Genomic DNA, 23,129 nt, shown 5'->3' with positions numbered 1-23,129 from the left:
CTTGATCCCAAAATGCTGGCCCGGAGCAGGCCTGACGAACTCCATTCGAAGCGCCGATGCCACAGAATCGGGGGCGATTCCCAAGTGCGTCGCCCTCATCCCACCGCTGGCGCCGGCGTCGGTCTCCCGCGCTCGAATTCAATCTCCATAGCGCATCGCCTACGCTGAGCGCTCCCGACCGAAATCCGCGGTTTCCTCCCTGGAGCGTTGTCCAACGCCTGCCATCAGCCTCGACCGATCATCGACGGCTTTCCCGATTGGCAGGCGTCGAACAACGCTAAACCTTTGCCGTCGTTCACGTCCATCTCACTAGGCGGCTGGTCCTGCGCTCACACCTGCCATTACTCATGGATACTACGGCCCCGATGGCGAGGGGTCGTAAGGCGCGTCATTTTCCGGCCATGACCTGAAGCAGGTATTGGCGTTGGAGAGATTCGCGCGCTTTAGCGCTTGTACCCAACCGCGTTCGAAATCATTGAAAGCGTCGGTACCGGGTTGGTATGGGTTCTTGTAATGCTTGTAATCCCGGAAATGTCGTGCGCCTTCCGCGACGATGTCCTTGTTGCTCATCTCGTTCTCCAATCTTGCCCTGATGTCAGCTTGATCGACGGGCCGCTACTTGCTGGCGTTAAAATTGTCTCGACATCCCGACGTTCTTAGCCGAGATCATGAATACACCAACTCCCACCGCCCCCTCTCGTGGCGCTGATCTGAACGTCAGCGACGAGCTCAGCGTGGCAGCCGAGCGCGGCGGAAACCACGGAAAAGCGCCTGATACCCCGTTTGCCGGGGAAAGGGAGCTCAAAGTGCTGGCTAGGTGGCTGGACCAAGAGCAGTCCGATGCTGATGGTTGGCACATCCTTAACGAACTCACCCGGCGAAGTCTGGACCGTATCAACATGGCGGAAAGCGCCCGATGTTTCACCACCGAGGAGCTGTGCGATTGGGCAGGCATTGCCGCCACCGGCAACCTCTGGAAGGGTGTCAAGACGTGGTGGGAGTCGCGACGTAGACGAGTACATCTCGCGATGCGCCGCGCGGGTGTCGAATTCGAGCCCATCCTCGATCGCCGAGGAGGTGGCGGACGCGGCAATAGGGCGGTGAACTCACTGCGGATGATCCCCTTAAGCGATGGCGCTGCCGAAGGTTTGCTGCAGGAAACTGACACTCAGGACGATGATGCGGTAACCAGCGCACGGGAATCCCCGGTAGCCAAGGAAGCGCTTTATTGGCGGCCCAACGACTCGCCGGTCAAGCTCTCCAACGTGCTACTCCGAAGGCTGTTCAGTGCGGGCGAGGTAGGCATCGGCTCATCACGCCACAACATCTTGCGTTTCAACTTGTTGGGCTCGTCCCTGTTCATGCTCATCTTCTCCTTGTCGGCGGTTGGCATGATGGTCATCGAGAACCGGCCGGTTGGGACCCGTGACCTCGGTCTTTTTGTCCTCGTGGGCATCGGCGGCCTGATGTGGTGGCAGAAGTGGCGGCCTGTTTTTCATTCGCGTGAAGACCGCATCACCCCCTTGCCCGACGAATGGTTGCCGATTAAGGCTGCCCCGGCGCAGCTCGAGCGCAAGCGCACCGACTCAGGCGAGGTCTTGCGCCTAGTGCGCTATGTGGCCACATGCCCAGTATGTGGAGGCGACATGCACTTGGCCAGCGGGGCTCCCGCATGGCCACGGCGGACTGTTGGGCGATGTGCCGATGCGCCACGGGAGCATGTGTTCAGCTTCGATCCTGTGAAGCTCATCGGCCATCGTCTCTAATCGGGGCTGCCGGCTTAGAAAGCGGGCGAACCCCGAGGGCCAAGACGGGTGTTCGGCCGGTGCTCCCGTTGGCGACCAGACCTTACTTTGGTCCGTAATGTGCACGTCACCAGTCGTCGGTCAGGAAGATCAATCTCTAGTCGGAAACCCCTTCCTCATTGTTGGCAACCGCTATGGGCGATGATGCTCTATGCGTACAATCGGTCAGACTCGAAATTGTGACCGTCTGCTTAGAAGTCTATGACAGTTGCTGGCCATGGGCAGTACAGACGCCTGCTGGTAGGTGGGCTTCATCTTCCTTGGGCAGCAAATTCGTCCCTTTTTCGGCGGCGCCGATCCCAAAGTCACACCGTACATTTGAATGCCGCGCCAATACTGGAGCCATGTATGTTTCTGAACGATCAAGAGACGGCCACAGACCTTCTCTACTACGAGGCGATAGCGCGAACGGTTGTTCGATTTATCCGAGAAACGCCAAGCGCTCCCGTGACCATCGGCGTCCATGGGGACTGGGGGGCCGGCAAGTCCAGTGTCCTCAAGATGACTGAAGCGGCATTCCGGGGCAATGATCGAGTGCTGTGCGTTTGGTTCAATGGATGGACCTTCGAAGGTTTCGATGACGCGAAGACCGTGGTGATCGAGACGCTCATCGAGGAACTCCGCAGAGCGCGGCCGACCTCGAAAAAAGTGGCAGAAGCTGCCAAGAAAGTTCTAAGGCGAGTCGACTGGCTGAGGCTGGCACGCAAAGCCGGAGGTTATGCATTCACCGCATTCAGCGGTATTCCCACGCCCGACCAGTTGCGCGCCGTGATGGACACTGCAGCAGCATTCGCTAAGAAACCACAAGATCAGATCTCGGTCGAGGAGCTGAAAGCGGTCGCTGGCCAGGCCCAGGAGTATTTGAAAGCGTCACCTGACGACGTTGAGCGGCTGCCTGAGCACATTCACGCATTCCGCAGGGAGTTCAAAGAACTGCTCGATGCTGCCGAGTTGGACCGTTTGGTCGTGATTGTCGACGACCTCGACCGCTGCTTACCAAAGACCGCCATTGCCACACTTGAGGCGATCCGTCTTTTTCTGATGGTCGACCGCACAGCGTTCGTCATCGGCGCAGATGAGCTGATGATTGAGTACGCCGTCAAAGAGCACTTCCCCGATTTGCCCCCCAGTTCCGGGCCCGTCGGCTATGCCCGCAGCTACTTGGAAAAACTAATTCAAGTCCCTTTCCGCGTCCCGGCGCTTGGGCTCGCCGAAACACGCGTCTACATCACGCTTCTCCTGGCCGAGCTCGCCTTGCCTGCGGGCGACGAGCGGTTCAAAGAGCTGCTCAAAGCCGCAAGCGAGGACATGAGGCGCCCCTGGGCGAGTCGTGGCTTAGACATCAAGGCAATCCAAGAGGCCATAGGCTCACCGATTCCGGACGCGGTGCGCGAAGCGCAAGTCATCAGCACTGTTTTAACCAAGATATTGACGGAGGGCACGCATGGCAACCCTCGTCAGATCAAGCGGTTCCTGAATACCATGATGTTGCGTCGAGCCATCGCGGAGGAGCGCGGGTTTGGCGATGACATCAAGCTGACCGTCCTCGGGAAGATCATGTTGGCGGAACGCTTCTATCCAGACTTCTACAAGCAACTTTCCCAACTGGCAACGGCGGAAGGTGGGATGCCGACTTCAGTTGTTCAGTTCGAAAAGCTCCTGAACGGGGAGTCGAACGCACGAACACCAAAAGCCGGCACGAAAGAAAATTCGGAGCCGGAGGGCAAGAAGACAGGGGCCAAGGTCGAGGACGCGGAGCTCGCTTCGACGGAAGCTGCGGAATGGCTCAAGAACGAATGGATCAAGGGCTGGGGAGCCATGGACCCGCCACTCACCAATGTGGACCTCCGCCCCTACGTCTTTGTGACCCGCGACAAGCGCGGATCTCTGGGCGGATACGCAGCCTCTGCACACCTGGAAGGTTTGGTCGAACGACTAATGGGCGGAAAGCTAGTCGCCCGTGGGTGTGTGCCCGACGTCGCCAAGCTCTCGTCCCAGGAACTGGACGAAGTCTTCAGCGCGGTCAGCGAACGGGTCATGCAGGCTGAAAGCATGAAGGGTGAGCCGAGCGGCATCCAAGGCCTGATGGTCCTGTCCGAGCGTGCGCCTGAGATGGGCCGGCGCCTGCTTGAGTTTGCGAAAGATTTGGATCTTGGCAAGGTCGGCGTGTGGCCGGCAGCCATGGTCGCGAACATCAAGGATCCGACACTGGTCGAGGATGCGAAGACGTTGCATATGGCATGGGCTGCACAAGATGAGAACCCGAAATTGAAGAGTGCAGTGACGCTCATGGGAAACATTGCAAACAAGGGTTGATGGGCATGGGAACATCAAAAGGATATGGCGGACCACCCACGGACTTGGTGCCTTCCTGGCTGGCTCCGGCTGCCGGTGACGCCGATACCGGCGGCGATGGGGGCGACTCGAGTGACAACGTACCCGCTGATGGCGGTTCCTCGGCCGCTCCTGTGACAAGCGGCTTCACCGCCGCCAGAACGGCATTCACGCGCTTCTCAAAGAGCGGTAGTGCCAGTTCGCTGGGCTCGGCTCTAGCGAATTACGTTCGAGGAAGCAGTTCCAGTGGAGGACGTGGCGGTGGCGGCGGCGGCGTAAGGCGTGCTGCGCAGCGGATGGGCGCATCACGAGGGGCCGGTTCTCGACTGCTTGGCGTGGTTCGAGACTTTCAGCAGATTGGAGCAGCTGAGACGCTGCGACGGCTGGACCTCGGGGACATGGTCAACAGGCCTGCAGCGGACGTGTTCGTCGCGATGTTGGAGTTTCTTTGCCCGCCGGGCGGCGCCATTGACGAAGCGATCTCCAGGCAGGCCATGCTAGAAGCGATCGGGAATCTAGAGGACATCGGTCCAACTGGGTTTGGAGAGATGGCGCCTGAGCAATTGCGGGAGTTCTTCATGGATTTCGTGGCGCTGTCCATCGAAGGCAGGGTCATCGCCGACATCGCAGCTCGCGGGATTGCAATCTCGAGCGACATCGAAACCGTCGAAAACACGCACACACAGTTGCATGAGTTCATCGATGGATGCTGCCGGGTACATCTCTCCGGCCTTCTGACTGGCCTGGAAGCCCTGAGCAATCGGGAGATTGATCAGCGGGTCGACGAAATCTACGAGGCCGCATTTTCTTTGATCGCTGAAGCAGGGGAGGATGCCCAATGACGGCACACACCTTGATAAGTCGGCTTGGCCCATCCGACGACGCCCCTGTTGTGCCTGCCATTCCAGGATCGCAAGCCACTGAAATCCACTTCATCGATGGCTACAACCATCTCGATTTCGGGCTTGGGCAGGCGCTGGAGGAACTCGATCTATTGGGACTTACACCCAGTGAGCGAGCGATCGACTTCGCCGTGCTTGCAGCGACCGTGACGGCTGCAGACACACGGATCTCCCGGGAACATTCTGCCCAGGACGCCTGGACGCGTGAAATCGAGATCTGCGTGCCAGTCTCGGAACCGTGCATTTGGGAAGAAGCCACCCCTCTTCTGCGGACCACCCTGGACTTCCTCTCCGGAGACAAATGGACGTTCCAGTTTCGTGCGCGTCCGACCGACAGAAGCCGTTTGGCCCCTATCACCGAGCACCTCCGCACGGCGAACCCCGACAGCGTCTGCCTTTTTTCAGGCGGGCTGGACAGCTTCATAGGTGCAATTGACCTGTTCTCCGAAGGCGCATCACCCTTGCTCATCAGCCATTACTGGGACGGCATCACCAGCCAACACCAAAGGCTGTGCGCGGATGCACTCAAGGCCCGGTTCCCTGGCTCGGAGTTCAACCACGTCCGAGCACACGTTGGTTTCCCCAAGAACACGGTTGACCAGGCGTCCGTGGAAGACACGCTGCGCGGCAGGTCCTTCATGTTCTTCGCACTGGCTGCGCTTGCTGCGGATGCCGTCGGTGGAAATATGACGATCCATGTGCCCGAGAACGGATTGATCTCGCTGAATGTGCCATTGGACCCGCTTCGAATCGGCGCGCTGAGCACGCGGACCACTCATCCCTTCTACATGGCACGGGTGAACGAGTTGTTGGATATGCTCGATCTAAGGAGCCACCTGCTCAACCGCTACAGGTTCCAGACCAAGGGCCAAATGGTCAGGGGCTGTGCGGACGACACGTTTCTTGCCGTCAATGCGAAGCTCACGATGTCCTGCTCGTCGCCTACCAAGACGCGGTTCGCCAAGGAGGAATCCCAGCGTCAGCCTAAGCATTGCGGCTATTGTGTGCCGTGCCTCATCAGACGTGCGTCGCTGCTCGGGGACTCTCCGGACATGACGCAGTATCAGTTGCAGGATCTCCATGCGCAGGTGATCCATACCGACAGGGCTGAAGGCAGCCACATCCGATCATTTGGGCTCGCGATTTCACGGTTGCGCAATAGCCCTGCACGCGCTCGATTCGACATCCACCGCCCCGGTCCGCTCAGCGATCACCCGAACGACCTTCAGGCTTATCATGACGTTTACGTGGCCGGCCTAGAGGAAGTTGCTGACCTGCTTGTGGGCGTGCAAGCGGAGCCATCGTGACTGCTTTGCCGTTGGTTGCCGCCAAGTGGGTCGACTTCCACTGCCATCTGGATCTCTACCCCGACCACGCACAACTGATTTCGGAATGCGAGCGCGAGCGCATCGCAACCCTAGCCGTCACGACTACCCCACTGGCTTGGGCACGCAATAAGGAGATGGCGGAGGGCTCGACCCATGTTCGCGTTGCACTCGGACTTCATCCTCAGCTTGTTGCTGAGCGCGAGAACGAGATCGCCCTGTTCGAAAGGTTACTGCCAGAAAGCCGATATGTGGGCGAAGTTGGGCTCGATGCGAGTCCACGTTTCTACAAGAGCCTTGAGGCTCAGGAGCGGGTATTTGAGCGGGTCTTGCGAGCGTGTGCAGAGCAAGGCGACAAGGTTCTGACGTTGCACAGCGTCCGCGCTGTCTCCAAGTTACTGCAATATCTGGAGAAGACACGCCTCCCCGATCGCGGTAGGGTTGTCATGCACTGGTTCACGGGTTCCGTGTCGGAGGCCCGTCGAGCGATCGACATGGGCTGCTATTTTTCCGTCAACTCTGAAATGCTGAGATCGCCAAGGCTCCGCTCATTGATTGTGGGCCTCCCTCTTGATCGCATCCTGACCGAAACGGACGGGCCGTTTGTCCAAGTGGATGGTGTCGCTGTTAGACCGAGGTCGGTTGCGGGAACCTTGACTGCCCTCGCACCCCTGAGGGGAATCGAGCCGGAGGCGATGCGCGTTCAGGTGCTGCGAAATCTTGCAATTATGTTGAAACAATAAAACGGATCCGACCTAACGCGCCAAGCTGGCTGCAAACGTCGAGGAAATTCAGGTCGTCTGGCGTTCAGCCGACCTGCGCCGACCCTGAGCGGCAGGTTACCTTCGGATTGCGGACCGAGGCAGCGGTGTAATCCACCGTCCGCTTCGGCCGACTTGGCGACGTTCCCTCATCGCCCGATTCGAACGCGGATAGCCTTGCCCACCTCAATAGTCACTCGACCTACGGAGAATGTACGTCCAGATCTCCGCGAATTATGCGGTGAATAAGTTGCGCGTGCGGGGAATGGATCTCATAATCTCCGCATGAAACGCGGAGATTGCACTTATATCTGGCAAGCCGGCGACTGGCCGGACTGGCGCTACGACTTGGCTGCACTCGCGGGCGCTTTGGCCGAAGTCAGTCGTGCCCAAGGCCTGCTGGCGGGGCGTCTGGCGGATGTCGGCATGGCCTTGCGTGATCAGGCGAGCCTCGCCGCGCTCACCGACGACGTCGTCAAGACGAGCGAGATCGAGGGCGAGCGCCTCGACGTCGAATCGGTGCGTTCGTCGATCGCTCGGCGAATTGGGGTCGACATCGGTGCTCTGGCTCGCGTCGATCGCAATGTCGAAGGCGTCGTCGAGATGGTTCTCGACGCGACAGCCCACTGCAACGAACCCGTCTCGCGCGAGCGGCTGTTTGGCTGGCATGCCGCACTGTTTCCGACCGGCTATTCCGGCATTTCCAGAATCAACGTCGGTGCCTGGCGTGATGACGGCAGTGGGCCGATGCAAGTGGTGTCTGGCCCGGTGGGGCGTCAGCGTGTGCATTTCGAGGCACCGCCGGGCGATCGCCTGGAAGCCGAGGCGAGCCGCTTCCTCGACTGGATAAACGCTGCTCCGAGCGAACCGGCCCTTATCCGGGCGGGGATCGGGCACCTCTGGTTCGTCACGCTGCATCCTTTCGACGACGGCAATGGTCGGGTTGCGCGGGCCATTGGCGACTTGCTGCTCGCGCGCGCCGATGGCAGCCCGCAACGCTTCTACAGCCTGTCGGCGCAGATTCAGCGGGAACGGGAAGCGTATTACGACATCCTGGAGCGAACACAGAAGGGGCCGCTCGACGTCACGGAGTGGCTCGCGTGGTTCCTCGTCACGCTGCATCGTGCCGTCGATCAGGCGCAGCACACCGTCGATTCCGTGCTGATCAGGGCCCGGTTCTGGCAACGCTTTGCCGGCACGCCAATGAACGAGCGACAGGCAGAACTGATCAATCGGCTGCTTGACGGTTTCGAGGGCAAGCTCACCAGCAGCAAGTGGGCCGCGATTGCCAGATGTTCGACCGATACGGCTTTGCGCGACATCAATGAGTTGATGGCCCGCGGTGTTTTGCGCAAGTCGCCGTCGGGTGGCCGTAGCACCTGCTACGAGTTGAATGCGCCACCCTCGGAATAAGGCCGACTGCGATCGCGGGTGCGGCGGCAAGGAAGGGGATGTGTTGCTCAACCGCCCTGCCGCGAGGTGAACTCCAATTTCGGCCGACGTTTCATCGCGCTGTCGCTTCGGCCGCCCCCGGCTTCATCGTGAGCGGATGCCCCCGCCGTAGCTTGTTGCCCAGCGCATATCCCTGCACCTGTGCGGCGCGGGTGATCAGCTGCAGCTTGAAATGCGCGCCGGCGACGAGCGCGGCGACCGCCGCGAGGGGGGCTATCGCAGGCACCGCAAGTGTGAGCCCCGCGGCGGCCAGCGGCGCGACCGTGCCCACCCAGAGCATTCCGCGGGATACCGAATCCAGCACGCGGCGCGTCACGGGCGGCATGTCGGAGGCGTCCATGCGGGCGCGGTAGCGCAACCAGGAGGCGAAGCGCAGCACGGCGAGCGCGGTCAGCGCAGCGAGGAGCGCCGAGGACGGGACCTCCTGCGCCGTCGCGATCAGCACCAGCAGCGACACGCCCTCGACGAGCCCCGTCGCGACGATGAGTGGCACGATCGCCGGTTCGCGCCATGCGGGAATGCCGCGTGCGGCTTTCAGGATGCGCGCCTGGCAGTAGAGGAACAACAGGGCGGCGAGACCGGCGGCGTGGGCGAGGGGGGCGATGCCGGTGAAGGCCCAGCCTGCGACCAGCGCGCCGGTCAGCGCGGCGACGTAGGCCTCGCGGGTCATCCACGACGTCTGCGGATGGAACAGCACGTTGAACGCCCGCCACGTCCGGCCGATCTCGGTCCAGACGAAGACGAGGCCGGCGCCGATCAGCAGCAGCGCGGCGAGCAGAACACGCCAGTCCGGGGCCTCGGGGAAGGCGGCGGCGACGCTGCCGGCGAGCAGCGACGAGCCCGCGCCGCCGCAGATGAAGTTGCCGGCCGCGCGCCAGTCCCAGCTCGTTTGGTGCGAGGTGCCGAAGCGGGAGAATTTCGTCCGAGTCATTTTTCTTCCCACAGGTAGTAGAAGCCGGGATCGGTGCCGAGATCTTCGTGCATCCGGAACCAGGTGTTGTCGGTCAGCAGCTTCGAGACGTTGCTGTCGGGGTCCTCGAGGTCGCCGAAGGTCAGCGCGTTGGCGATGCAGGCGTTCGCGCAGGCCGGGGTGGCGTCGGGATCGACGCCGGGGGTGAGTCCTTTCGCCAGGCCGGCGTCGACGCGATCGGCGCAGAAGGTGCATTTCTGCGCGACGCCGATGCGGCCCTCGTCGAAGCGGATCGCCTCCGTCTCGGTCGGGCCGCTGGAGTACGCGAAGCGCGGTTCCTCGACCTTGTAGCGCGCCTGGTATGGACAGGCGACCGCGCAGTACGAGCAGCCGATGCAGATGTCGTAGTCGATGGTGACGATGCCGTCCTTGCGCTGGCCGGTCGCGGTGCTCGGGCACACTTCCATGCACGGAGGATCGGAGCAGTGCTGGCAGCCGACCGGCATGAAGAGGCGCTCGACGTTGGGGTATTCGCCCATCTCGACGTCGAGCACCTTGCGCCACTGCACGCCCGGCGGTGTCGCGTTGGTGTGCTTGCACGACGCGGTGCAGGTCTGACAGCCGACGCAGCGGTTGAGGTCGGCAACCATGACGTAACGGGTCATGCGGATTTCCTCCCCACTTTGCGGATATTCACGAGCACCGCGTCCACTGCCGAGCCGGTACCGTCGACGAGATCCATGTTCATCGGCACGAGATTGTTCAGGCTCGGCATGTCGAGGTCCTTCGCGTAGGGCGTCTTCCAGTGGCCGAACTGGCCGACCATGACGATGGTGTCGGGGCGCACGCCCTGCCGCAGGAGCGCGCGCCCGCTCGTCACGCCGATCGGCGAACGGACTTCGATGCGGTCGCCCTGCTCGATGCCGAGCTCGTCGGCGACCCGCGCGTTGATCATGATTCCGTCGTGGCCGGCGACGTTCGCCGCGACTTCGCGGATCATCTGCAGGCTGACGTTGCCGCCCCACGCGTACTGCATGCTGCGCGCGGTCAGCAGCCAGAACGGGTAGTCGCTCGCCTTGATGCCGTAGGCGCGCTCGTACGCATCCGCCCACAGCCGGTTTAGATCCTTCCACGTCGGCAGCGGCTCGTATTCGTGCAGTTGCCGGTCCCACCACGTGACGCCTTGTTCGTGCAGGCGCGCGGACAGTTCCTGGCCGATGCGCAGGATCCGCTCCTGGTACGGCAATTCGAAGCGCAGCCCGAGGTCTTCCATGCGCGGGTACAGGAACCAGTTCATCTTCGGGAACGGTTTGACGCGGAAGCCTTTTTCCTTGAAGTAGGCCAGGCCGTCGCTCGCCGCGCCCTCGGTGACATCGGCGCTCGCTGCGCGACAGATCGCGTTCCAGGTCTCGTCGACCGAATGGGCGCGCGTGACGTCGAGCGAGAAGTCGTAGGCCTCGGTTTTCAGCGGCAGCCCGGCAGCGCCGAAGTTGATCATCGCGTTGTAGGCCTCGAGGAGTCCCGTGCGCTGTGCGAGTTCGGTCGCGATCCACGTGAAGTCCTTCGCCTCGCCGCGCGGGGGTACGACCGGTTGGCGCAGCACCCAGCCCTGCGTGTCCCAGAACTGCTCGAAGTAATGCGTGCCGCCGATGCGAATCAGCTGTGTGCTCTCGAGGTCGATCGCCTCGGGCAGCACCAGGTCCGCGAAGTGATTCGTCTCGTCCTGGGTGTAGGAGAACGCGACCGTGAACGGGAAGGTCGCCATCGTCTCGCCCATCCGGTCCGTCTCGGAGAACGAGATGTTCGGGTTGCAGCGATAGACGAACCAGACGTCGGGCGGCTTCGGCTTGCCCCAGCTATCGGCGGCGCGCCCCTGCAGGCGCATCCACGACAGCACCGTCGAGCCCATCAGCTGACTCGTCAGGCCCCCGCCGATGATCGGGATCAGCGTCGTGTGGCCGTGGCGCACCTGTGGCTGCGCTGCCCAGTGCTCCTTGTCGGTCGGATTGAACGGGTAGTCGAGGAAGCCGTCGGGGTGCGGGGCGACCGAGCCCATGCGGTCGAAATCCATGCCGGAAATATGCACGGTGCTGCCCAGGAGCCCGCCGGGCACTTCGAGGCCGCCGACGAGCACCATCAACATCGTGCGCGCCCATACGCACTCATAGGCGCCCCAGCCATTGTTGACGCCCTTCCCGAGCATCACCGCAACGGGCCGGAACGGCAGCGTGCGGCCCTCGAACTCGATCGTCTCGCCGATGCGTGCGTGCTGCAGGAACTCCGTTGCGACGCGCCGTATTGTCTCCGCGGGCACGTCGCAGATGGGCGCGGCCCATTCGGGCGTGTGCATTGCGACGAGTTTTCGCGCGAACTCGAACGCGGTCGTCACCTCGACGGCCTCGTGAGTCCAGCTTTTGTTGTCGGCGCCGACTTCGATGCCCCCGACGCTGAAGCTGCCGACGAGCGCAGGGTCGAGCCCGGGCGTGTCGAACGGCAGCGCCCGTCCGCTCGTCGCGTCCCATACCAGTGGCTTCCTCGACTCGGGATCGCGCAGGAAGAAGCCGTTCGGGCCGACGAGGTAGGGCGAGCCGGTGCGGTTCTTCAGAAACGGCACGTCGAGCTCGGCGAGCGGGCGCTCGTGCAGCAGCACGTGCAGCATCGCGTACAGGAAGGCCGGGTCGGTCTTCGGCCGGATCGGGATCCATTCGCTTGCCGATGCGCCCGTCACCGACAGGTGCGGCTCGATCTGGATGCGGCGAATGCCTCGGGCGCGGGCGTCGGCATGGCGGCGCACGCTCGTGACGCCGCCGGAGGCGTCGATGTTGTTGCCGAACGAGACGATGTACTCGCAGCGCGGCGTGTCCGGGCACACCGTGAAGGCGCGGTGCCACAGCTCGCCGTAGACATGCTCGGTGTGGTAGCACTTGACGGTGCCCCCGGCGCCCAGGCTCTGGTCGACCGGTCCCCACGCGGCGAGGAACGATGCGAACGTGCCCATATAGAAGTAGGGCGTCGCGGCACCTCCGGTCGTGAAGGCGACGCGCGGATAGCCCTGCTCGTCGACGAGGCTCGTCGCGCGGATCGCGTTGAGCTTCGCGGCGATCGTGTCGAGCGCCTCGTCCCACGTGATCTCGACCCAGCCGGGATCCTCGTGCCGGCCCTTCTTCGGGTTCGTCCGCTTCATCGGCTTCAGCAGCCGGTTGGGGTTGTAGATCTTCTGCACGAGTCCGTACGGCTTGACGCACACCTTTCCGTCGGCCGGGTGGTAGCCCTTTGCCTCGAAGTTGGGCGCGACGGTCGTCGCGACGCCGTCGGTCACTTCGACGGTGAGCATGTCGGGACCGTTGACGCACTGATAGCAGTACGTCGACACCTTATGCGTGGTGCTCATGTTCGTCTTCCACTCCTTGCCGGGGTCGCAGGGGTGACTCGGCTTGGTTTCGCCGCTCGTCACGTGTGGCGCCAGACTAGGAAGCGGGGGGGAGACGGACTATCCGGTGCGTGCAGCGCCTGTCCCGGCGCCGCATCTTTCGCTGAGCACGGGGGAAGGGCCGTCGCGCGGGACAGGCGCGACGGCGGTGGGTTTCAATGAGGGCGGCGAAGAGCGGCCCCGCGCGCGTCAGGGCGTCTTCGTGAAGTCGGGTTTGCGCTTCTGCTGGAACGCGGTGATGCCTTCACGCGCTGCGGCCGTGCAGGCGCTTTCGCCCCAGGCCACGTAGCCGATCTCGAGGGCCTCGGAGAAGGTCGGCGCGGCCGCCGCGGCGCTCACCGCCCGCTCGAGGATGCCGATGACCTCGGCACTCAGCGGCTGGCCGCTCGCCGCCGCTGGCACGATCGGATCGAGCGGGGCGATCTCGATCGCGCCGTCGGGGATATTGCCGACCTGGCCGTCGAGCGCCTTCACCCGCCCGATGGCGGCGCGGATGAGTTCGGGGTAATCGTTGGCGATGCCGTCGACGACTCCCAGCTCGAATGCGCGGCTCGCCTTCAGCCGCTCGGCCCGGCGCAACATTCCGTGGAACTGGGCCGATGCCTGCGGCCAGCGCCGGTAGGGCACGACCATCGCGCCGATGCCGTGGACGATGCCGAGCGTGATCTCGGGCATCTGCATCCAGGCGCTGTCCAGCGCGACGATGCTGTGGCATCGCATCGCCAGCTCGAAGCCGCCCCCGAGCGCCATCCCGTTGATCGCGGCGACGACCGGCTTCTTCATCTGGTCGAGATGCACGAGCAGTCGCGAGCAGTCGCGCGCGTACTGCGCGGAGGCCGTCGCGTCGCCGAGCATGTCGACGAAGCGCCCGATGTCGCCGCCGGCACAGAAGGCCCGGTTGCCATAGCCGACGAGGACGAAGCCGGCGACGGCCGGATCGTGCTCGAAGCGGCGGATCACCGCCAGGATCTCGTCGGTCATTTCGTCGTGCAGCGCGTTCATCGCCTCGGGGCGGCGCAGCGTGATGATCTTCACTCCGTCGAGGTCGTCCACGAGCACGTGACGCAGGAAGCCCTGGTAGTCGCCGAGCGGCTTCTTCGCCGCCGGCATGCCGCGGCGCTCGTCGCAGAAGCGTGCGAGGATGCGGCCCGTCTCGGCGCCGCCCACGTCGCGCATCAGCTCGAGCGGTCCCTTCTTGAAGCCGAGCGCCTGGCGGCAGCCAAAGTCGAGGTCGGCGGGCTCGCCGATGTTGCGGTCGAGGATGTCGACGGTCTGCGAAACCAGCACACCGACTAGTCGCTCGCGCACTCGCTGGGCCGTGTGCGGCGCGACCGCAACCGGCCGACCGGGAGGCGCGGTGAGCCAGCGATCCACCGAGCGGAACACCGGTGCGGGCCGGTAATGCTCGCCTTCGAGCTCGGCCTGCAGGGTGTTCGTCTCGGTGATGATCGGGTTGCCGTTGGCGAGGTTCAGCACGAAGAACGGTCCGGCATGGACGAACTCGCTTGCGACGCTGTCGATCTCCGCCGCGGTCGCACCGTCGAGCAGCAGCGCGGACTCGTTGCACCAGTTGTCGAAGATGCGGTCGAGCATGAAGCACGCGACGTCCTCGGTGACGAGCGGCACCTTGCCCGTGGTGCAGAATAACCAGCGCAGGTATTCGACGTGGGCGGCGTCGACGCGGTTCCAGCGGACGACCTCGACAACCGGGTTCTTCCACGCCGGCGCGAAGAAGTGTGTGACCGTTGCGCGCTCCGGATGTGCGAGGCCCGAGAAGATCTGCTCGGCGGGCAGCGAGCTGGTGTTCGACGTAATCAGGGCATCGGGCCGCACGACCGCCTCGACCTGGGCGAAGATCCGCCGCTTCAGTGCGAGGTCCTCGGTGGCGGCCTCGAGCACCCAGTCGGCCTCCGCGAGGTCGCCGTAATCGAGCGTCCCGACGACGCCGGCAGTCACTGCGGCGGCTTCCGCCTCGCTCATCTTGCCCTTCGCGACCGCCTTCGCCGCGTAGTCCGCGAAACGCTGCAGCGCGCGATCGAGCGCCCCCTGCGCGACGTCTACGAGGATCAGCCTGAGGCCCGGGAGCGCGCTCTTCAGGTAGTAGCCGATGTCGGGGCCGATCGTGCCGGCTCCGATGACCGCGACAGTGCGAGGCAGCGGTCGCGCCGGGTGATGCAGCAAGGGGTTCGAGAAAGTCTTGGGCATGGTCCGGCGCTCCTTTGAAGGGGGTCGTGCTCAGGGAGGGACCGCTGGCGCCCGGCATCCGGTGCGGGCACGGCCCCATGGGTGTTCAACCGAGGTCTGCGTGGCGGCAGGGAGGGAGCCCCGCCCGCTCGCTTGTGGCTTCAGCGCTTCTTGCTCTCGCCCGGGGGGCTGACGCGGCAGTAGGTCGCCGAGATCCGGCTCGCCTCGTCGTAGGTGCCGGTGAGCAGGCTGATCAGTTTCGCGGCTTCGTACAGCTTCTTGTCGATGCTCTCGAAGTTCTTCGTCTGGTCGGTAAGCATCTCGCGGCGGATGCGCGTGTATTCGTCCAGCATGGCCGCGGCGCGCTCGGTGGCGGCATACATCCAGATCTTGCTGTTGGCGCCCTTGATCTTGTCGACGAAACCGGAGTTGAGGAGCTTGCGCAGGCTGTACTGCACGTTCGTGACGCCGTCGATGTTGAGCTGGCGCGCAAGCACGGCGGCCGTCTTGGGGCCATCCTGCATCCGGATGACATGGAGCAGGACAAGCTCAGCCGAACTGAGTTCGCCCAGGCCGCACATACTCGCGATCTGCAGCATGAAGCGCTGGAACGCCTGCTCGAAGCGCAGCATCGCCCATTCGAACTCGGTGGTCATCGCGTCGTGGTGCGTGCCGCCGAGGTGCCAGCCCTTGTAGTAGCTCTGATCCAATTCGTCTTCCCCGGTAAGTGTGGGTTGCAGTGTCTTCGTCAGCATGAGTCGTTGGGTAGTGTTGCGCGGATTAATTGAAATTCAATTGATTTTATCCTAGACGTCGTGAATTGCTGTTGTCAATCGCCGGGGCTCGGCTTCACGGATGTCCCAAGGCGCCTCCCCCCGCTCCCGCACCTCCCGCTTTCCTCCTCCCGCCATACAGTCCGGCGGTGGGCTACCCCCGTCCGCAGTCCCGTTGCAAGCGCTCACGGAACTACCGACGGGCCCGTATACGCCGTTCAGCCTGGCGGCCGACGCCGCTTTGTCCGCCGGTCGAGCTGGTCTTAGGTAATGTTATAAATATCAATAAAAAAAAGTTTAAAGATCGATTGACTTTCAATCGATAAAGGTCGAGATTAAAAAACGAGCTCGGGTCCGCGTGTCGTCGATTGGCGCGCTGAGGCACGAGACGGCAAAGGAGGAGACAAATGGCACTCAAAGCCGAGATTCCGTACGGCGCTTACTGGAGTACGCCCTTCGCCCGCTGGCAGGGCAGCCTCGCCGCGCTGCACAGCGTCGAATTCGCCGCCCATGTGGCGAAACGCGAGCTCGCCCGACGCGGCATTCCGTTGGAGACCTTCGATTACGGCGTGCTCGGCCTGTCGGTGCCGCAGCGCCACGCGTTCTACGGCCTGCCGTGGCTCGCGGGGATGTCTGGCGGCGCGCAGGTCGCCGGCCCGACGCTGATGCAGGCCTGCGCGACCGGCGTGCGCTGCCTGCTCGCCGCGGCGCAGGAGATCGAGCTCGGGCTCGCCAGCGCGGCGCTCGCGGTGACCTGCGACCGGACGTCGAACGGCCCCCACCTGTACTACCCGAACCCGCGCGCGCCCGGCGGCACCGGCGCAAGCGAGAACTGGGTGCTCGACAACTTCACGTACGACCCGCTTGGCGGACACTCGATGCTCGCAACTGCCGAGAACGTTGCCCGCAAGCACGGCATCTCGACGTCGCAGCAACACGAGCTGGTGCTGCGCCGCGAAGCCCAATACCGCGAGGCGCTTGCAGACGATTCCGCGTTCCTGCGCCGCTTCATGACGTTGCCGTTCGACGTGCCGACACCGGATTTCCGCAAGAGCGCGGCGACCCTCGACGGGGACGAGGGCATCAATCGCTCGACCGCTGAAGGGCTGGCCCGCCTGCGCCCGGTCGTCGAGGGCGGCAGCGTCACCTACGGCTGCCAGACCCATCCGGCCGACGGCAACGCGGGGATCGTCGTCACCGATGCGGCGTGCGCCCGCGAGCTGTCGTCGCAGCCGTCGATCGCGGTGCGCCTGCTCGGTTTCGGCCAGGCGCGCGTGCCACTCGCATACATGCCGGAAGCGATGATTCCGGCAGCCCGCCGGGCGCTCGACCACGCGGGGCTCGCGCTCGCGCAGATGGACGCGATCAAGACGCACAACCCGTTCGCGCTCAACGACATCGTGTTCGCACGCGACACCGGCGCCGACCTCGACGCGATGAACAACTGGGGCTGCTCGCTCGTCTGGGGCCACCCCCAGGCGCCGATGGGGACGCGGTCGGTGATCGAGCTGATCGAGGAGCTCGCGATGCGCGGCGGCGGATACGGCCTATTCACCGGTTGCGCGGCGGGCGACAGCGCGATGGCCATCGTATTGCAGGTCGGCGACCGCTGACCGGGTCGGCCCCGGGACGGGCCGCAGCAAAAACCAAAGGAGGTTCTTAATGACTTATCGCATCGGCGTGGACGTCGGCGGCACGTTTACCGACTTCCTTCTCATCGACGCGGACGGCAATTCGAGTGTGTTCAAGACATCGAGCACGCCGAAGGACCCGTCGATCGGGGTGCTGAACGGACTGCGGGAGATGGCCGAGAAGGTCGGCACGAGCCTCGCAGAGTTCGTCGCGCAGGTGGACCTGATCGTCCACGGCACGACGGTGACGACGAACGCGGTGCTCACCGGCCGCGGGGTCAAGACCGGGCTGCTGACGACGGCCGGCTTCCGCGACATCCTGGAGATGCGCCGCGGCTACCGCGAGGAGCTGTACAACAACAAGCTCGCGCCGCCCCCACCGCTGGTGCCGCGCGACCGGCGGCTGCCGGTGGTCGAGCGGATAGACGCGGCGGGCGAGGTCGTGACGCCGCTCGACGAGGCGTCGCTGCGCGCGGCGGTCGCCGAGCTCGCCCGGCAGGAGGTCGAAGCGGTCGCGGTGTGCTTCATGCACAGCTACGCGAACCCCGCGCACGAGCAGGCGGCAAAGGCGATGGTCGCCGAGATGCTGCCGGGCGCGTACCTCACCGTGTCCTCTGAAGTGCTGCCGCAGGCACGGATGTACGAGCGGGTATCGACGGCGGCGCTCAACAGCTACATCGGGCCGATCCTGCGCCGCTACCTCGACGCGCTGCTCGCGAATCTCAAGGACATCGGCTTCGGTGGCGTGCTGCTGATCATGCAGTCAAACGGCGGCGTCGCGACGCCGGCCTCGACCGACGAGCGCGCGGCGATGACGCTGCTGTCGGGCCCGGCGAGCGGGCCGACGGCGGGCATTACCTTCGCGGCGGTGCAGGGCTACGACGGCTGCATGACGGTCGACATGGGCGGCACGTCGTTCGACGCGTCCGTCGTGCAGAACGGCGTGCCGCTGCTGCGCAGCGAGGGCTGGATCAACCGACAGCGGCTTGCGCTGCCGATGCTCGACATCCATACGATCGGCTCGGGCGGCGGCTCGATCGGCTGGATCGATGATGGCGGCCTGCTGCGCATGGGGCCGCAGAGCGCCGGCGCCGACCCGGGGCCGGCCTGCTACGGGCGCGGCGGCACGCTGCCGACCTGCACCGACGCGAACCTCGTGCTCGGCTATCTCGACCCGCAGTATTTCCTCGGGGGTCGCATGAAGCTCGACGTCGAGGCAGCACGCACTGCCATCGACACGCACGTCGCGAAGCCGCTCGGCCTGTCCATCGAAGAGGCGGCGGCGGGCATGTACCACCTGATGAACGTCAACATGGCGGCGGGGCTGCGCGAGATCACCGTGAGCCGCGGCATCGATCCGCGGGAGTTCCCGCTGGTGGTCGCCGGCGGCGCCGGGCCGATCCACGGCGCGATGATCGCGCTCGAGCTCGAGCTGCCGGTGATCCTGGTGCCGAAGGAGTCGTCGATCTTCTGCGCGAGCGGCATGCTGCGTTCCGACTTCAAGCACAGCTATGTGCGCACCTATCACGCGCTCGCGTCGAAGGCCGATGCGCGCGCGATGATCCAGGTGCTCGGCGAGCTCGAACGCGAGGGCCGCGCGGTGCTCCACGGCGAGAAGGTCGAGGACCGCGACCGCGTGCGTGTCGACTACGCCGCCGACATGCGCTACCTCGGCCAGCACAACGAGATCACCTGCGGCTTCGACGTCGTGCGCTTCGAAGCCGAGGGGCTCGACTATTTGCGCGAGGTGTTCCATCGCGAGCACGACAATCTCTACGGCTATTCGCTTGCCGGCTCGCCGACGGAGATAGAGGTCGTGAACCTGCGCGTGACCGTCGTAGGTATTACCGCGAAGCCGGCAATGCGCTTCATGGCGCGCGGCGAAGACAGCGCCGAGGGTTGTCGCAAGGGCACGCGGCGCGTCTATCTCGCCGGCGAGCGGGCGTTCCGCGACGTCCCGGTCTATGACGGCGAGGCGATGGTTTTCGGCAACCTCGGCAGCGGCCCTGCGCTGATCGAGCAGATCACCACCACGACCCTCGTGTCGCCCGAGTACGACTTCGTCGTCGATCGCGCGGGCACCTTCTGCCTCTTCCGGAAAGAAATCGCGCATACCTATCTGCGGAGGGTTCTGAAGTGATACCCCCACGCTCACTTTGTTCGCTGCCCCCCGAGGGGGCGCAGGCCCCCTCGGGGCGGCCCAGCGGGAGACCTGAAATGACGCAAGCAATCGATCCGATTCTCGTGACGGTGATCCAGCGCCGGCTCAAGGCGATCACGGAGGAGATGGGGCTGGTGATGTTGCGCACCGCGCGTTCGCCGATCCTCAGCGAGGCGCGGGATTTCGTCACCGGGCTGTACGACGCGCGCGGCCAGATGATGGAGCAGACCGCCTACATTCCGATCCTCGCCTTCGCGGTGCCGCTCGGCATCAAGTACATGGTCGATTACTACGGCGACGACCTGCATCCGGGCGACGTGATCATCCACAACGATCCCTTCACCGGCGGCAACCAGGCGGCCGACGTCAAGATCGTGCGGCCGATCTTCGTCGGCGAGCGGCTGATCGGCTTCTCGGCGATCAACGGCCATCAGGCCGACGTCGGCGGCGCGGTCGCCGGCGCGTACAACCCGGGCGCGACCGAGATCTGGCAGGAAGCGCTGCGGATCACGCCGGTGAAGCTGTACGAGAAGGGCAAGAAGCGCCAGGACGTGTGGGATCTGGTGTTCGGCAACATCCGCTTTCCGATCGTCCAGGAGGATATCCAGGCCGCGATCGGCGGCTGCGCGGTGGGCGAGCGGGAGCTCGTGAAACTCGTCGAGCGCCACGGCTGGGAACGTTTCGACGCGCACCTGCAGCACCTCTACAACGCGACCGAGCAGCAGATGCGCGCCGAGGTCCGCGCGATCCCCGACGGCACCTACCACGGCGCCTCGACCGCGCACTACGACGGCTTCAACGATGGCTCGACGATGGATATCAAGGTCGCCGCGACCGTTAGCGGCGAGAGCATCCATTTCGACTTCACCGGCACCGCGCCGCAGACGCCCGGCTATGTAAACGCGCCGCTCGGCTCGAGCATGACGTCGGTGATCCTGACGCTGCTGATGTGCCTCAAGGACCCGAACATCCCGCAGAACGCCGGGATGGTGCGGCCGCTCACCGTGCATATCCCCGAAGGCTCGATGCTGAACCCGCGCTTTCCCGCGGCGAGCACCTTCGGCAACCACCTGTCGGACCAGATCTCGGCGGCGGTCTTCGACGCGCTGTCGCAGGCGCTGCCCGAGCGCGTGACCGCGGCGTGGAACCCGCTCTTCGCGATTGCCGCTGTCGGCACCAACAACCGAACCGGCCAGCCCTTCGTCGACATCCTGTTCAACGGCCTGAAGGGCGGCGGGGGAGGCACCGAGGGTGCCGATGGCTACGACCATATCGGCCTGATCGCGTGCGGCGGCGGCCTCCTCGCTCAGGACCCGGAGATGTTCGAGATGAAGGAGCCGTTGTTCCTGCACCGCTTCGAGTACATGCCGGATTCGGCCGGGTCGGGGCAGTGGCGCGGCGGCCTCGGCGTCGAGATGGAGATGGAGTTTCTGAACGACGGCAACCTCATCAGTGCGTTCGGAGACGGCATCGATGCGGGCTCCGAGGCGAAGGGCATCCTCGGCGGCGGGGCGGGGCGGCTGAACTGCGGCGAGCTGCGCTACCCGGACGGCACCGTGCATGTGTGCAAGAGCAAGGAGGTCGTTGCCGGGATCCCGCGCGGCACGCGCTGGTATCAGGTCGCGGGCGGAGGCGGGGGCTACGGCGACCCGCGCCGGCGACCGGCCGAAGTCGTCGCACGCGAGGTCCGCTACGGGTACGTGTCGGCGAAGCGTGCGCACGACGACTACGCGGTCGTCGTCGCGCCGAACACGCTGGAACTCGACCGCGCCGCGACCGCGGCGCTGAGAAAGGAGATCGCGCAATGAGCGATGCAGCCAAGCAGCAGCCCGCGGGACGCGCCCGCGACTACGAGGAGCAGCTGTTCGAGACCGGCGCCGGTATCGGCATCCGCGCCCTGTATCAGCCCGAGGACACCGGCGACTTCGACGTCGGGCGCGACCTCGGCGAGCCGGGCGACTACCCTTTTACACGCGGGCCCTATCCGGGGATGTACCGGGAGCGGATCTGGACGCGGCGTTTCCAGGTCGGGTTCGGTTCGCCGCAGGAGACCAACGAGCGCATCAAGTACCTGCACGGGCAGGGCGCGAACGGCTTCGTCATCACGATCGACCTGCCGACGTCCTACGGTTTCGACTCCGACGATCAGATCGCCGACGGCGAGGTCGGCGTCACCGGGGTGCCGATCAGCACGCTCGAAGACATGGAGACGCTGTACGACGGCTTCGGTCCCGACGCGGTGTCGTACGCGCTGTCGATCCGCCCGCCGGTGTCGGCGGTGACGCTGGCGATGCTCGCGTCGGTCGCCGAGCGCAAGGGCGTGCCCTTCGACAAGGTGATCGGCACGCAGCAGAACGACCCCTTCTACCAGATGAGCGGCGGGCCGTTGCAGACAGTGACGCAGTTCTTCCCGCTCGACGGCACGCTGCGCCTGTGCGTCGACAACATCGAGTTCATCTCGAAGAACATGCCGCGCCTGAACTGGATGGTCACCAACGGCTACAACCTGCGGGAGACCGGCATCAACGCGATCCAGGACGGCGCGTTCACCCTCGGCCATGCCTTCGACATCTTCCGGCGGGCGCGCGAGCGCGGCCTCGACGTCGACCTCTTCCCGCGCCGGGCGTCGTTCTTCCTGTCCTGTTCGATCGACTTCTTCGAGGAGATCGCGAAGTTCCGCGCCATGCGCCGCATCTACGCACGCACGATGCGCGAGGAGTTCGGCGCGACGAACCCCGAGTGCTGGCGTCTGCGCTTCTCGGTGCAGTCGGCCGGCAACACGCTGACCCGCCAGCAGCCGCAGGTGAACATCATCCGCGCGAGCGTCGAGGCGATGGCGGCCGTCTTCGGCGGCGCGCAGTCGATCCACCTGTGCTCGTACGACGAGGCGCACGGGCTGCCGACCGAGGAGTCGTCGCGGATGGCGCTGCGCACGCAGCAGGTCATCGCCTACGAGAGCGGCATCACGAAGACGATCGACCCGCTCGGCGGCTCGTACTACGTCGAGACGCTGACCAACGACATGGAAGCGGCGATCCGCGCCCGGCTCGCCGACATCGGTGAGCGCGGCGGCATGGTTGCGTGCATCCGCGAGGGCTGGCTCGAGCGCGAGATCAACGCCGAGCGCATCAAGAACCAGAAGGACATCGACTCGGGGCGGCGCAACCTCGTCGGCGTCAATCGCTTCCGCATCCCGCCGGAGGAGGAGGTCCCGATCGCGACGCACAAGATCCGCGCCGACGTCTGGGGCGCGCGCCGCGGCGAGTATCTGCGGCAGTACCGTGCAGGGCGCGACCCGCAGGCGTGGGCGGACGCGATGGCGCACATCGGCCGTGCATGGAAGGCGGGCGAGAACATGGTGCCGGCGCTGATGAACGCGGTGAAGAACAAGGTGACGATGGGCGAGTGCCACGAGGCGATGCGGCAGGCGCAGAGCTGGTCTTTCCGCTGAGGGGGAAAAT

The 23,129-nt window shown here is 64.7% G+C and carries 16 protein-coding genes; 10 read left to right on the top strand and 6 right to left on the bottom strand.

The genetic code is table 11. The features are described from left to right. Positions 1-354: 354 nt before the first annotated feature. Positions 355-570, bottom strand: coding sequence for a hypothetical protein (locus F464_RS0119890; RefSeq protein WP_018991611.1), 216 nt, complete (start codon positions 568-570; stop codon positions 355-357). A gap of 98 nt (positions 571-668) precedes the next feature. Here F464_RS0119890 and F464_RS0119885 point away from each other — a divergent pair, with 98 nt between their 5' ends. The 6 genes from F464_RS0119885 to F464_RS0119860 all read left to right on the top strand — a co-directional run bounded on the left by F464_RS0119885 (position 669) and on the right by F464_RS0119860 (position 8,540). Then, positions 669-1,766, top strand: coding sequence for a hypothetical protein (locus F464_RS0119885; protein WP_084600548.1), 1,098 nt, complete (start codon positions 669-671; stop codon positions 1,764-1,766). Positions 1,767-2,153: 387 nt separating this feature from the next. Continuing rightward, entirely contained in the window at positions 2,154-4,121 is a 1,968-nt protein-coding gene (qatA, locus tag F464_RS0119880; protein WP_018991609.1) for a Qat anti-phage system ATPase QatA, read from the top strand. A gap of 5 nt (positions 4,122-4,126) precedes the next feature. Beyond that, entirely contained in the window at positions 4,127-4,981 is an 855-nt protein-coding gene (qatB, locus tag F464_RS31085; RefSeq protein ID WP_157353918.1) for a Qat anti-phage system associated protein QatB, read from the top strand. Continuing rightward, positions 4,978-6,348 (top strand): Qat anti-phage system QueC-like protein QatC, encoded by a 1,371-nt coding sequence (gene qatC, locus F464_RS0119870; protein ID WP_018991607.1) that lies wholly within the window; start codon positions 4,978-4,980, stop codon positions 6,346-6,348. The genes qatB and qatC overlap by 4 nt, the downstream gene beginning before the upstream one ends. After that, positions 6,345-7,109 carry a Qat anti-phage system TatD family nuclease QatD gene (gene qatD, locus F464_RS0119865; protein WP_018991606.1) on the top strand — a complete coding sequence of 255 codons (765 nt, stop codon included), beginning with the start codon at positions 6,345-6,347 and terminating at the stop codon, positions 7,107-7,109. The genes qatC and qatD overlap by 4 nt, the downstream gene beginning before the upstream one ends. Positions 7,110-7,412: 303 nt before the next feature. Continuing rightward, positions 7,413-8,540, top strand: coding sequence for a Fic family protein (locus F464_RS0119860; protein WP_018991605.1), 1,128 nt, complete (start codon positions 7,413-7,415; stop codon positions 8,538-8,540). Positions 8,541-8,631: 91 nt separating this feature from the next. Here the strand turns inward: F464_RS0119860 and F464_RS0119855 are convergent, their stop codons facing one another. The 5 genes from F464_RS0119855 to F464_RS0119835 all read right to left on the bottom strand — a co-directional run bounded on the left by F464_RS0119855 (position 8,632) and on the right by F464_RS0119835 (position 15,858). Further along, positions 8,632-9,510 carry a DmsC/YnfH family molybdoenzyme membrane anchor subunit gene (locus F464_RS0119855; RefSeq protein WP_018991604.1) on the bottom strand — a complete coding sequence of 293 codons (879 nt, stop codon included), beginning with the start codon at positions 9,508-9,510 and terminating at the stop codon, positions 8,632-8,634. After that, positions 9,507-10,154, bottom strand: a complete 648-nt coding sequence (locus tag F464_RS0119850) for a 4Fe-4S dicluster domain-containing protein (RefSeq protein ID WP_018991603.1) — start codon at positions 10,152-10,154, stop codon at positions 9,507-9,509. The genes F464_RS0119855 and F464_RS0119850 overlap by 4 nt, the downstream gene beginning before the upstream one ends. Beyond that, entirely contained in the window at positions 10,151-12,880 is a 2,730-nt protein-coding gene (locus F464_RS0119845) for a molybdopterin-dependent oxidoreductase (protein WP_026296166.1), read from the bottom strand. The genes F464_RS0119850 and F464_RS0119845 overlap by 4 nt, the downstream gene beginning before the upstream one ends. Positions 12,881-13,108: 228 nt before the next feature. Continuing rightward, positions 13,109-15,124 carry a 3-hydroxyacyl-CoA dehydrogenase/enoyl-CoA hydratase family protein gene (locus F464_RS0119840; RefSeq protein ID WP_018991601.1) on the bottom strand — a complete coding sequence of 672 codons (2,016 nt, stop codon included), beginning with the start codon at positions 15,122-15,124 and terminating at the stop codon, positions 13,109-13,111. A 140-nt stretch (positions 15,125-15,264) separates the two neighbouring features. After that, on the bottom strand, positions 15,265-15,858 hold the full coding sequence (locus F464_RS0119835) for a winged helix DNA-binding protein (RefSeq protein ID WP_157353915.1): 594 nt from the start codon (positions 15,856-15,858) through the stop codon (positions 15,265-15,267). A gap of 425 nt (positions 15,859-16,283) precedes the next feature. On the opposite strand from F464_RS0119835, the gene F464_RS0119830 reads away from it, so the two are divergent. From F464_RS0119830 to F464_RS0119815, 4 genes are all read left to right on the top strand, one after another. Continuing rightward, positions 16,284-17,489, top strand: coding sequence for a thiolase family protein (locus tag F464_RS0119830; protein WP_018991599.1), 1,206 nt, complete (start codon positions 16,284-16,286; stop codon positions 17,487-17,489). A 49-nt stretch (positions 17,490-17,538) separates the two neighbouring features. Next, positions 17,539-19,647 (top strand): hydantoinase/oxoprolinase family protein, encoded by a 2,109-nt coding sequence (locus F464_RS0119825; RefSeq protein ID WP_018991598.1) that lies wholly within the window; start codon positions 17,539-17,541, stop codon positions 19,645-19,647. 77 nt (positions 19,648-19,724) lie between these two features. After that, on the top strand, positions 19,725-21,476 hold the full coding sequence (locus F464_RS0119820; protein WP_018991597.1) for a hydantoinase B/oxoprolinase family protein: 1,752 nt from the start codon (positions 19,725-19,727) through the stop codon (positions 21,474-21,476). After that, positions 21,473-23,119, top strand: coding sequence for an acyl-CoA mutase large subunit family protein (locus tag F464_RS0119815; RefSeq protein WP_018991596.1), 1,647 nt, complete (start codon positions 21,473-21,475; stop codon positions 23,117-23,119). Before F464_RS0119820 ends, F464_RS0119815 begins: the two co-directional genes overlap by 4 nt. Positions 23,120-23,129: the final 10 nt, after the last annotated feature.

Source organism: Aromatoleum toluclasticum ATCC 700605 (assembly GCF_000378245.1).
Classification (GTDB): domain Bacteria; phylum Pseudomonadota; class Gammaproteobacteria; order Burkholderiales; family Rhodocyclaceae; genus Aromatoleum; species Aromatoleum toluclasticum.
The sequence above is the reverse complement of the archived record's forward strand: the minus strand, read 5'-3'. Positions and strand labels throughout refer to the sequence as shown.